At 61.5% G+C, this 11552-nt stretch carries 8 protein-coding genes; 3 read left to right on the forward strand and 5 right to left on the reverse strand.

Annotation, left to right across the window (positions count from 1 at the left end):
* The first annotated feature begins 216 nt into the window (after window positions 1-216).
* The 3 genes from A6B35_RS25205 (at window position 217) to A6B35_RS25215 (ending at window position 3030) form a co-directional block, all read left to right on the forward strand.
* Window positions 217-795 (forward strand): TetR/AcrR family transcriptional regulator, encoded by a 579-nt coding sequence (locus A6B35_RS25205; RefSeq protein ID WP_006200169.1) that lies wholly within the window; start codon window positions 217-219, stop codon window positions 793-795.
* Window positions 796-842: 47 nt separating this feature from the next.
* Window positions 843-2144, forward strand: coding sequence for a beta-ketoacyl-ACP synthase II (gene fabF / locus A6B35_RS25210; RefSeq protein WP_065518276.1), 1302 nt, complete (start codon window positions 843-845; stop codon window positions 2142-2144).
* A 70-nt stretch (window positions 2145-2214) separates the two neighbouring features.
* On the forward strand, window positions 2215-3030 hold the full coding sequence (locus tag A6B35_RS25215) for an oxidoreductase (RefSeq protein WP_006204141.1): 816 nt from the start codon (window positions 2215-2217) through the stop codon (window positions 3028-3030).
* Between the two features lie 525 nt (window positions 3031-3555).
* Here A6B35_RS25215 and A6B35_RS25220 read toward each other — a convergent pair.
* From A6B35_RS25220 to A6B35_RS25240, 5 genes are all read right to left on the reverse strand, one after another.
* On the reverse strand, window positions 3556-4329 hold the full coding sequence (locus tag A6B35_RS25220) for an efflux RND transporter periplasmic adaptor subunit (RefSeq protein WP_157999217.1): 774 nt from the start codon (window positions 4327-4329) through the stop codon (window positions 3556-3558).
* Window positions 4330-4407: 78 nt separating this feature from the next.
* Window positions 4408-6396 (reverse strand): preprotein translocase subunit SecA, encoded by a 1989-nt coding sequence (locus A6B35_RS25225; protein WP_065518277.1) that lies wholly within the window; start codon window positions 6394-6396, stop codon window positions 4408-4410.
* A gap of 46 nt (window positions 6397-6442) precedes the next feature.
* The gene (locus A6B35_RS25230; RefSeq protein WP_006204144.1) at window positions 6443-7291 is read right to left on the reverse strand and encodes a SapC family protein; all 849 of its coding nucleotides are present in this window, start codon (window positions 7289-7291) and stop codon (window positions 6443-6445) included.
* A gap of 191 nt (window positions 7292-7482) precedes the next feature.
* Window positions 7483-9630, reverse strand: coding sequence for a peptidase M50 (locus A6B35_RS25235; protein ID WP_065518319.1), 2148 nt, complete (start codon window positions 9628-9630; stop codon window positions 7483-7485).
* 2 nt (window positions 9631-9632) lie between these two features.
* Entirely contained in the window at window positions 9633-11468 is a 1836-nt protein-coding gene (locus A6B35_RS25240) for a GAF domain-containing protein (protein ID WP_006205964.1), read from the reverse strand.
* Window positions 11469-11552: the final 84 nt, after the last annotated feature.

The raw sequence follows: 11552 nt of genomic DNA on the forward strand, positions 1-11552 counted from the left end.
ACCTCTCCTTGATGGATGGCATGATCGACAGCACCGTGCGGCAAGCCGCGCGGATGCAAGATGCTTGTCAGTCTCGGTGGAGACCGTCACATCCTTGCCAGACGAGCGATGCGCTCGGGGTTTTGCGGGATCATCTCGTATCTCTTCTTGATAGATTGCATTCACCCTCTATATAGGGTATAGATTACGAGTGCAATCTAAAAATGGAGATCGACGATGCGTGTGAGTCGTAGTCAGGCTGCGGAAAACCGCGAGACCGTGATCAATGTGGCAAGCCGCCTTTTTCGGGAGCGCGGCTTTGACGGCATCGGTCTCAAGGATCTGATGAAGGGTGCTGGGCTGACCCAGGGGGCCTTTTACAAGCAGTTCGAGTCAAAGGACGACCTGGCAGCGCAGGCGTCCAGGCGGGCGATGGAGAGCGCCACGCAGCGATGGTCCGTCGCGACCGCGGCAAAACACGAGGATCCGCTTGAAGCGGTGATCGCGTTCTACCTCAGCATGGACCATCGCGGAGAAAAGATGGACGGTTGCCCGATCGTGGCGCTCGGTTCGGATGCCGCCAGACAGGGTACGGACGTGAAAGCGTCGTTCGAAACCGGCATCAAGGAGCATCTCGAGATCCTTGGCCGTTTCATTGCCGAGACCAATGGCGAGGAAACCGAGGGCAAGGCCATGGCCATTCTCTCAACGATGGTCGGCGCGGTGCTCCTCTCGCGGGTCGTCAACGATCTCGACCTTGCGCAGGCCTTTCTGGATGCGGCCACCGATCAGGTTCGCGAAGCAGCCCGCGCTTGAACGGCGTGCGCAGTGCTGGCGCCGCACTCAACTTGATAGGAAAATAGATGCGACGGATTGTTGTCACCGGCATGGGGGCGGTCACCCCGCTTGCCACCAATGTCGAAGCGTCCTGGTCACGACTGCTGGCCGGTCGGTCGGGCATCCGCAGGCTTCCGGACGATGTGGTGGGAGACCTGCCGGCGAAGATTGGCGGCGTGGTTCCCTCCGCAGATGAAGATCCGGACGCCGGTTTCGATCCCGATGTCGTCCTGTCTGCGAAGGATCAGCGCAAGGTAGACCGGTTCATTCTCTTTGCGCTGGCTGCGGCGGAAGAGGCGCTTGCGCAGGCGAAATGGAAGCCTGCCTTGGAAACGGATCGACTACGCACAGCCACGATCATCGCTTCAGGGATCGGCGGGTTCCCCGCCATCACCGAGGCGGTGCGCACGGTCGACACGCGCGGTGTCCGCCGCCTGTCGCCCTTTACGGTGCCGTCCTTCCTGGTGAATCTTGCGGCAGGCCACATCTCGATCCGCCATGGCTTCAAAGGCCCGCTCAGCGCGCCGGTGACGGCGTGCGCTGCCGGCATCCAGGCGATCGGCGATGCGGCTCGTCTTATCCGCGCCAATGAAGCCGATATTGCCGTGTGCGGCGGGACTGAAGCATGCATGAATATCGTCAGCCTCGGTGGGTTTGCCGCGGCACGCTCTCTTTCGACCTCCTTTAATCACCGTCCTGATGAGGCCTCCCGACCGTTCGACAAGTCGCGCGACGGCTTCGTCATGGGTGAAGGAGCGGGTGTGCTGGTCATCGAGGCGTTGAGCCATGCGCTGGCGCGCGGCGCAAAACCGCTCGCCGAACTCGTCGGCTACGGGACGACTGCGGATGCTCACCACGTCACTTCTGGTCCTGAGGATGGCGACGGTGCGCGCCGGGCCATGGAGATCGCCATCGCGCAAGCAGGGATTTCGCCGCGCGAGGTTCGTCATCTCAATGCGCATGCGACCTCCACGCCAGTAGGCGACCTGGGTGAGATCGAAGCGATCAAGAGCGTGTTCGGGCGCGATTTCGCGATAACTGTCAGCGCAACGAAATCGGCGACCGGACACCTGCTGGGCGCGGCTGGCGGGCTTGGTGCCATCTTCGCGATCCTGGCGCTCCGGGATCAGGTGGCGCCGCCAACGCTCAATCTGAGCGCTCCCGATCCGGCCGCCGACGGCATCGACTTCGTCGCAAACGAGCCCCGGCCAATGGAGATGGATTACGCGATCTCCAATGGCTTCGGCTTTGGCGGCGTGAATGCCAGCGCCTTGTTCCGGCGCTGGACCGCCCCGGCGGCCCGACGCGAGGGCCAGGGGCGCTCATGATTGGCACCCTTCGCACCGACCTTTCATGCTTCTCCAACTCCGATCCAACACAAAGAAAGAAATGATTTCCATGAACAAGACCAATCCTGGCGTCGCCCTCGTCACAGGGGCATCCTCCGGCATCGGGCGCGCGACTGCCCAAGCCTTGCAAAGCGCGGGCTTTCGCGTATTCGGAACCAGCCGTCGCCCGGCCCCCAAACAATCCGACAGCGTTACGATGCTGGCGTGTGACATGACCGACGATGCGTCCGTTGCGAAAATGGTCGAAAGTGTTCTGGCCGAGGCCGGGCGCATCGACCTGCTCGTCAACAATGCCGGCATGGGTCTGTTTGGCGGCGCGGAGGAGTCCTCGACCGCCCAGGCCCAAGCGCTGTTCGACGTGAACGTCTTCGGCGTTTTGCGCGTGACCAACGCGGTGTTGCCGGCAATGCGACGCCAAGGGAAGGGCAGAATCATTAATCTGAGTTCTGTACAGGGGTTCATCCCCGGCCCCTATTTCGCGCTTTACGCGTCGACCAAACATGCCATAGAGGGTTATTCCGAATCGCTCGATCACGAATTGCGCCCGTTCGGCATTCGCGTTTCGTTGGTGGAGCCCGCCTATACCCGAACGTCATTCGAGGACAATCTCGCCGCCCCCGATCAGTTGCTTGATGTCTATGACTCCGCGCGCGCCGGCATGACCATAGCCGTGCGGAAAGCGATGGAAAAAGGCGATGCGCCCGAAGTGGTAGCCAAGACCATTTTGGCCGCTGCGATCGATCCCGCTCCGAAGAAGCGCTATGCGGCGGGAAAAATGGCGCGCCAGGTCAGTCTCCTGCGCCGTTTCGTCCCCGCGTCCGCATTCGACAAGAGCCTGAGAAAGCAGCTCGGGCTGCCAGTCTGACGATTTCGGCTGCGGGCAATTCAAAATGAACCCTCATCCAAGACAACGGAGCAGGAACCGCCGATCTGATGAGTGGGGGAAAAGGCGGTAGCGCTCTCGCGATTCAAACCCCGGAACAATGCAATCTCGCCTCAGGCGATTCTGAGATCGCAATGAAAATCCCTGCGGCTAGTTTTTGGTCAGATTGAGGGGGGTTCGAGTCCACGCTGTGGGCAGCTTCAGAAATATACAGCAGAATCAATTACTTATATGGGTCTTTTGGTGGGCCCGGAGGACGTATTAAGATTGTTGATTTTGTTGATTTTGTTGATTTTTTCGTGCGCCAGTATCAGAAGTCTTCCCGTATTGTTCCGTATGGTCCCGCGACCTGGCATTGCCTTGGCGGCAGTGCGAAAAAATACCGTCATTCTCTAACCGATTGCATCAGTGCCACGCGGCGCGAAAGGCACCCGGCTCTAGGTGGCGCCCCAAGGCACGGAAGTACTGCATGAGCGTATGCGCGGCCGGCATTCGGCTTCAGTCAGTTCAGTTCGATTTGGCGTCGAATTCGACCTTGCATCGCTGGCCGGCGGGCAATCGGTTACCGGCATTGGGCAGCATGATGCGCACGCCGAACGTCCTGCTGGCCGCGTCCAACACCCGGTCGATCACCTGAACTGTGCCGACATGGACTTCATCGCGCGGCTCGCTGACGGTCACCCGGACAGGGAGGCCGACGCTGAACTTGCTGTATTCGCTGTCGGCGACGAAGGTTTCGACGCTCAACGGGTCGAGCTGTGCGATCGTGGCCAGTTGGCCGTCCTGATCGAGGTACTCGCCGGCATATAGCTTGCGTTCCATGACAATACCGTCGATCGGACTGACGATAACCTTCTGGCCCAGCACCGTTTTTGCCCGGGCGAGTTCGAGTTCGAGAATGCGTTTGCGCGTTTCGGCGAGCGCCACTTCGCGCTTGGAGACCTCCATTTGCGCGATCGCTTCCTCCACGGCATCCTTGGAGGTGACGTTCAGGCCGGCCAGCCGTTTGGAGCGGTCCATGCGGTTTAGGGCCAGTTGGTGTCGTGCCTGCTGAGCCTCGATTTCCGACGTGTTGGCCGCCTGTTCGGACATCAGGTCGATCGTTGACAGCTCGGTGTTGGCATTCAGCCGGGCCAGGATTTGACCCTTTTTGACGATGTCGCCACGATCGATCAGCACCTCCTCAAGAAGGCCAGGCACTGTGCCGCCGACACCCACTACGATCGAAGGATTGACGACGCAATCCAGCGCCGCCGCATGAGCTGCGCCGGCCAGAAACACGACGGCGATGGAGATGATAGGTCGCAGCATTTGACGTGCCTCCTGCCCGCCGCGGCCCGTCCAGCCGCCGGCCCAAGTCTATTCGGATTTGCCGGAGAATGCGAGCAGCACACCCAGCCGCCGGTCCTGGTCGAGCAGGTCCTTGCGCTCCGTTGCATGCGCGCGTTCAGCGCGCATCTGCGCCACCCGAAACAGCGCAAGCGCGGCTCGGCGCCGGAACCAGCTCTGACGCCGGCTGGCCCACTCGACAAGGCGTGGCGGCGCGAGATCGAGGATCGGATCCTGCAGCGAAAGAATGTCCCGCGTTGACCCCCGGTCCCCCTTGCGCGCCGTCCGCCCTTCCATCTGCCGGTCGATCCGACGGGCATCGTGGCGCTCGCTCAGCACCACATGAAGCCCGCCCATCGCCAGCGCCTCCGGATCGACCTTTATGTCCACGCCGCGCCCGGCCATGTTGGTCGCGACCGTCACCGTTCCGACTCGACCCGCGCCCGCGATGACATTTGCCTCGTCCTCGCTCTGCTCGGCATTCAGCACGGCATGCTCGACGCAGGCGCGCTCGAGACATGCGCTGAGTTCCTGCGACGCAGAGACCGAACGCGTGCCAATCAGCACCGGCCGTCCGAGGGCCCGCATCGTCTCGACCTCCTGCACGATGCGGTTCCATTTTTCGTCGCGCGTCGCGCACACGATAGGCGCGAGCTTCGCGCGCCGGGGCGGCACATGGGTCGGCACTGCGAGAACCGACAGCCCGTAGACCGCGCCCAGTTCGCCCTTGACCTCGTAGGCAGTACCGGACATCCCGGCAAGGCGCAGATAACGGCGAAAAAAGCGCTGGTAGGTGATCCGCGCGACGGTGCGTTTGCGCGGCGTCACCTTGCAGCCCTCCTTGAATTCGATCAACTGATGAAGGCCATCACTCCATGTGCGGTCGGCCATGATACGCCCGGTGAATTCGTCGACGATCTGAACGGTCTCGTCGGTGACCAGATAGTGTTCGCCGCGTCGGAAAAGCAGCAACGCGGAGAGCGCCTGTCTGGCCGATTCCTCGCGTCGCAGGCGATTGCGCCAGAATCCGTCGGCCGCCTCGGCGCGCGTCCAGAGCCTATCCTTGCCGGCTACCGTCAATTCGATGCGGCGCTGGTCCGGCAACAGCACGTAGTCGACATCCTGTTGCAGGTCTTCGATCAGACGAAACGTCTTTTCCGCCCAGTTGCGTTCGTCGACGGAGTTGCTTTCCTGGGAAATGATCAGCGGCGTGCGTGCCTCGTCGACCAGCGCGCTGTCGGCCTCGTCGACGATTGCCAGGTGCAGACCGCGCATGACTGTCTGCGAATTTACGCTGCCGGCCTGGCCGAAGCCGCTGAGCTTGCGGTGCAGCAGCCCGGTCCTTTGGCCAAGCGCCATGCGATCGCGCAGGTAATCGAACGCAACCTCTTTGTTGCTCGCATAGACAATGTCCGACGCATAGACTTGCGGCCGCCCTGCCCTGTCGCCGCTCTGGATCAGGCCCGTGGTCAGGCCGAGAAAGTCATAGACAGGCTTGAGCGTCGCAAGGTCGCGTGCCGCCAGATAGTCGTTCACAGTTATGATGTGAACCGGCGTACCCGCCAGCGCCGCGGCCGAGGCGGCAAGACCGGCGGTGATCGTCTTTCCCTCGCCTGTGGCCATCTCCGCCACCCGCCCGTCGAGCATCGCGAGGCCGCCCAGAATTTGAACGTTGTGGTGGCGCAGGCCGAGCTTGCGCCATGATATCTCGCGCACGATCGCGAAGCACCGTTCGATGTTCGCCTGGGTCAGGCCGCCGCGGCGCATCACCGGCCGGAACGCCGCGACCAGCTCGACAAGCTCGACTTCGGCTATGCCCGCATAGTCACGTCCGAGTGCCTCGATGCGCGGCAACGCGCGATACATCCGCCGGAGCCTTGCCCGCTCCCGTAACGGCGAGGCCACGCCAACCAGCCACTGGTCCAGCCAGTCGAGGAATCTCGGCGCCGGGTCTTCCCGTTCGGCACCGAGATCGAGGGCCGGGAGCAGGACCCCGGCCGTTTGCCCGGCCGCAGTCAAGCTTCCATCCTAATACGCTCGGGTAACATCTCGGTCGTCAACTTTGTCAAGCCTGCGGCAGCCTTACGTCCGTTTCATCACCGCCCTTGCGCCCCGTCGCTTTGCCGGTTTCCCGTTTCGCTTTGGCAGAAGTCGCTTCTGGCGCCGGTTCCGATCTGTCCTCGACATCCGGGCCTGAGGCAGGCATCCGCTCCAGCATGTTGGCGAAGTGCCGCAAGGAATGGAGGTGAAGATAGGTGCACTCCAATTCGTCATTTCCGAACATCGCCTGCAGGTCGGCGGCATCGATCGCTTTCAGCTTCTGCCGGTCGACCGTCATGAAGCCGGCTAGCGAACGGCGCTCGCCGCTGTTCAAATTGAACTGCGCCTGCATCGGCTGCAGCAGACCGAGAGACTTCAGAAGATCGCAATATCGCTTGGTGCGTTGAAAGCGCGACTGATAATCCTGAAGGAAGCCGAGCACTTCTTTCAGGTAGCGCGTCTGCTGTCCGTCGCTGTCGAACAGCCGCTCGCCGCGGCCCTCCCGGTTGATGCCCTCAAAGCTCTCGTCGATGTTGAGGATGAATGTTCGGCCGCTGGCATCGGAGGAAAAAACGAACGGATAGCGCCGCACGAACGCCGGAACATATTTGCCGCTCCAGTTGCCGGCATCGTCTACATAAAGGTTTTCGGTCTGCTTCACGCCAAGAATAACTGCCGGCATGATCGACTGTTCGGTGCCCGCGAAAACGATCGGATACTCCGCCGCTGCCTGCGCGAATTCGACAGCTGTCACCGGTACCGAGTTCACGTTGCGGGCGAAGGCGTAGGAGTGACCTGTCTTGATCGACACATCCCTGTGACGGTCTGAGGTCACCGGCTTGGCGTCTTGATAGAAAAGAAGCTGAACAGTCATGAGAACTCTCCTCGAGGTGTAAAACTCAGTTAATTTATCGTTTCCGCGATATGCTCTGCATTAATACTTGATCGACAAGTATTGATCACACCACCGCGGCACCCGATTGTAAAGTGAAATGCGGCATTCAGCGCACTTCCCGAGTAGTTTAGTTAACTTCAACCACAGATTACTAACTCCGTTCATGAGGACTAGACCTGGTAAACGCGCAGGAACACCTGCCTGATCCAGCGATACGTACGTTCGTAAAGCGGCACATTGCCGTGAAAAAAGCGGACGTAGATGCGCCCGCCGATGCGGTCGATCTTGCTTGGATTGGCCAGCACCAGTTCCAGATGCATCAAGTTGGCAAGCACCCGCTTCTGCGAAGGATCGGTCGGGTCGAGCGAAAACTCCCCACCGCCCACAGTGCTCAATGCGGCGTTCGGCAAAGTTGCGGTCAGCGAAGGCACCTCGCGTATGATCTTGGCAGGATGCGAAACCGAAGGGTCTTCGACGAAGCGCACGTCGACGAACGCCGTATGGTTGCGAACCAGGTCGGCGTCGCTTTCTGGGATCACGGCGCGCAATGTCGGCTGATCGAACCGCGTCACATAGGCCAAGGTCTCGCCACGGCGCACGAACTTGCCGTCGAGATCCTTTGCCGAGGGAACGATCAGAGTTCCGCTTGCCTGCGCCCGTACCGTCAGCGCTTCGGCACGGTCGCGTGCGAGGACGAGGTCGGCGCGTGCCAGCCTGAGTTCTTCGGCCACCACTTTAGCGTCGACCTTGTTTGAGACATCGAGCTTTTCGAGGCGTCGCTCAAGCTCCCCGACCCTCAAATCCAGCAGGACAGTCCGCGCTTCCAGCAAAGGGTCTTCCAGCCGCAAGATCGGGGCGCCTCGCTCAATCCGGGCACCGGGGGTTGCGACAATCTCGGTCACCACGCCATCGACACCGGCATTGACGACCCCGTCGCCCGGCAGCCAGACGACGCCCTGCGCGGCGGTCGCGTAAGGCAGCGGGATGACGAAGAATGGCATGGCTACCAGCGCGAGGCTGGCGGCAACGACGGCGAAGGCCCTCCCCCTCGTCCTTCTCAATGATGCGCTTGTGAACAGAAACCACAGCTGGCGTGCCAGCGGCAAACCAACCATCAGCACCAGCGCCCACCCAGCCATCATCATGCCGACGACAAAGAAACGCTGGCTGACCAACGTGACGATCGCCACCATAACGCCGATCCGGTAGAAGAACGCGGTGACGCCGTAGCTGAACAGCCAGAACTCTTCGCCTTGTGCGGTCGCCGGCGTTTCGGCGCTTTCGATGCCGAACAGATAACGCTGCACCAGATAGCCGAGATATTTGGTCGCGCGCTGACCAAGGTTCGGTATCTCGAGAATGTCGCTCAGAACGTAGTAACCGTCGAAGCGCAGCAGTGGATTGCCGTTGAACAGCAAGGTCGAAATGCCGCCGATGAGCATTACGTTGAATGCGAAGGCGCGCACCAGTCCGGGCTCGGCGTTCAGCCAGACGATCAGCGCCAGACAGGCCAATAACCCCTCGACGATAATGCCTGCCGCCCCCACCAAGGCGCGCTGCCACTTGTCCCGGAATGCAAGGCTCTCCGACGCGTCGACATAGGGCACCGGCATGAATACGAGCAGCATCACGCCGATCTCGTGCACTTCACCGCCCCAGCGTTTGACGGCGTAGGCATGTCCTAGTTCATGCAGAGCCTTGATGAAGGGATAGGCGATCAGGATCAGCGCGATATTCTCGGCCGAGAGAACCCGGTCGGTTACGTCGCCGGTCAGTGCCTGCCAGTTCATCGCAGCAAGGAAAATCGAATAGCCAACCAGCGCGAGGAAGGCGACGCCGCCGATCCAGGATAGGAACGGCCGCACAAGCGGATAGGTCGCGTTCAAGAATTCGTCCGGATCGAACAGCCCGACGCGAATCGCCAGCGGATTGGCGAATTTCGACAGAAGTTTACGGTTGTGCTGCTTGCTGGCGCGGTCGGCGATTTCCTCAATATCGGGCGGAATGTCGCCAAACAGCACATCTGAAGCATGAAGCTGCCCCAGAAGTCGGATCACGGCGTCTTGTGTAATGACCTTTTCGTCGAGGCGTTCGCAGGCGTTGTCCCACACTTCCTGCATGGTGCGACGGCCGGTCATCAGGCTGATGATAAAATAGGCCTCCGGCGTGAAGCGATGGAAGCGGCCTGAGGTCCGGTCCTGCATCACATGCCAGACCTGGCCGCGGAAGATCGTGCGGTGGATGCTCACCTGGCTTCGCAGCCGCGGCTTCAATTGCGCGACACGATACCAGGACGAACTGAAATAGCTCCTGTCCATGGTCAGCCCGCCCAACGCCAGAGGGTAAGGCGCAGCCAGTCGATCATCTTCTGGGTGTAGACGAAGAACAGCAGCCGTTCGTCCACATGGGTCTTGCTGACGCCCTCCATGCCGGGACGTAGCCGCTCGGGGGACCCGGTGAGCGAAGCCTCGACCATGAACGAGTTGCGGCCGTTGCCCTGTCGCGAGACAGAGGTGATCTGTTCGATCTTGTACGACAGCGGCACTCTCGGCAACGCGCTGACCCGCAACTGGCCGGTCTGGCCGATCTTGATGTCTTCGATGTCGCTTTCGTCGACTTCCAGCACCACGCGGTAAGCATCGAGTGGCGCGATGTGAAACATTTCCTGGCCACGCTCGACCGCCGCGCCGACCGATTGTGACAGATCGCCGGCGACAATAAATCCATCAAATGGCGCCACCAGGCGGGTGCGCCGCAGCTGTTCGTCGATCAGCGACAGCTGCGCGTCCGCCTGCTTGATCTGGGCCTCGATGATCTGGCTTTCGGCGCGCTCGCCACGCGCCAGCGCGCGGTCAAATTCCGTTTCCTTCTGAGCCTTGGTGGTGACCAGTCGCAGCCGCTCGAAGGTCAGATCCTGATCGTCGAGTTGCGCCAGAACCTGATCCTTGCGCACCGTTTCGCCGGCCTTGGCGAATTCTGACAGAACATAGCCACTGAACGGGGCGACGATGGTTCGCTGCACCGAACCGCGAATGACCGCAGGCGCCGTTACCGCATAGGGCGAGGTGGCGACGCTCAGATAGGCGGCTATCGCCACCGCGGCCAGCGTCGCAATCTTGCGCCCGATGAAGCGTGGGCCAAGCAGCCTCTTGATCTGGATCCAGCCCGCCTCGATCGCCTTGGTGAAGATTGTTCGGTCGTTGCGGCGTTTTTCCTCGAGTACGGGTCCGACCACGGCCGCAACCGCATCGCAAAGGTAGATCGTCTCCTGGTCAAAGATCGCGTCGGCGGGCCGCAGGAAAGTGAGCGCGCCCGTCATCCGGCCGTTGCTCTGCAGCGGCACGGTCAGGGCTGCGCCGTTCTTGTGCTGGCGTGTCAAGGCTTCATGCGCGATGCTGACCCGATATTCCTGGCCCTCGCGCGGTGGCGCGACGACCACGGCCCGCTGGTCGATCGCCTCGTCCATCGCCGCCGCGACGTCGCGCATGAAGCTGACCTTGCTGTCGAATGCTGCCGAGTGGGACACCGCCGCAACGCGCGTCCAGCGCCGGCGCATCACGCCAATGGCGACCGGGTCGCAATTCAGCCGCATGGCGAGTTCGGTGACGAGCGCAGTGCAGGCGCTCTTGTACCGCTTCTTCTCGATCACGGTCGCCAACATATCGAACGCAAAGCGGCTGCGCTGCGCTGCCTGTTCGCTCTGATCGCCCATGCCGCGGCGCACATGCACCTCGACCCAGCCGCAAGCCCACTGGATCTTGCGCATGATGTCGGTGAAGGCAGCGTCGTTTCGCTTCACCGCAACGGCACAGGCTCCGAACAGATGCCCGTCGATGAGGATGGGGGACGCGATGATCTGTGTGTCGTCAGCCGGGCCCGATACACTGACGCCCTGACGCTTTCCTGTCGCCATTTCGGCGGCAGCGAGAAGTCCGCCGGCCGGCGACTGCGAGTTCGGCCATGCGGCTGTTAGCACATAAGGCCCGGCATCGGCTTCCCCAAGTACCAAGGCTGCTGCGGAGGCATCGGGTATCTGGCGGCACAGGAGGCCCAGCCATGCGCCGATGAACTCATCGGACGTCCCGGCAGTGCGGAAGCGTGCCCACAGCGCCTGGTCCAGAACGCTGTAGCTGACGATGCCGGTATCATCCAGCATCCTACGAGTGTCACCGTCAAGGATGCTATCGGCCATGGACACCCGTTTCGAAGCGGCGGACGCAGTTCGCGAAATGTGGGAACT

The sequence above is a fragment of the Mesorhizobium amorphae CCNWGS0123 genome, from assembly GCF_001686985.1.
Taxonomy (GTDB): Bacteria; Pseudomonadota; Alphaproteobacteria; order Rhizobiales; family Rhizobiaceae; genus Mesorhizobium; species Mesorhizobium amorphae.

What these genes read in the sequence shown, in the direction of transcription:
- A6B35_RS25205 (WP_006200169.1), top strand. Translation starts at nt 217, where the DNA reads ATGCGTGTGAGTCGTAGTCAGGCTGCGGAAAACCGCGAGACCGTGATC.
- fabF (WP_065518276.1), top strand. Translation starts at nt 843, where the DNA reads ATGCGACGGATTGTTGTCACCGGCATGGGGGCGGTCACCCCGCTTGCC.
- A6B35_RS25215 (WP_006204141.1), top strand. Translation starts at nt 2,215, where the DNA reads ATGAACAAGACCAATCCTGGCGTCGCCCTCGTCACAGGGGCATCCTCC.
- A6B35_RS25230 (WP_006204144.1), bottom strand. Translation starts at nt 7,291, where the DNA reads ATGACTGTTCAGCTTCTTTTCTATCAAGACGCCAAGCCGGTGACCTCA.
- A6B35_RS25235 (WP_065518319.1), bottom strand. Translation starts at nt 9,630, where the DNA reads ATGGACAGGAGCTATTTCAGTTCGTCCTGGTATCGTGTCGCGCAATTG.
- A6B35_RS25240 (WP_006205964.1), bottom strand. Translation starts at nt 11,468, where the DNA reads ATGCTGGATGATACCGGCATCGTCAGCTACAGCGTTCTGGACCAGGCG.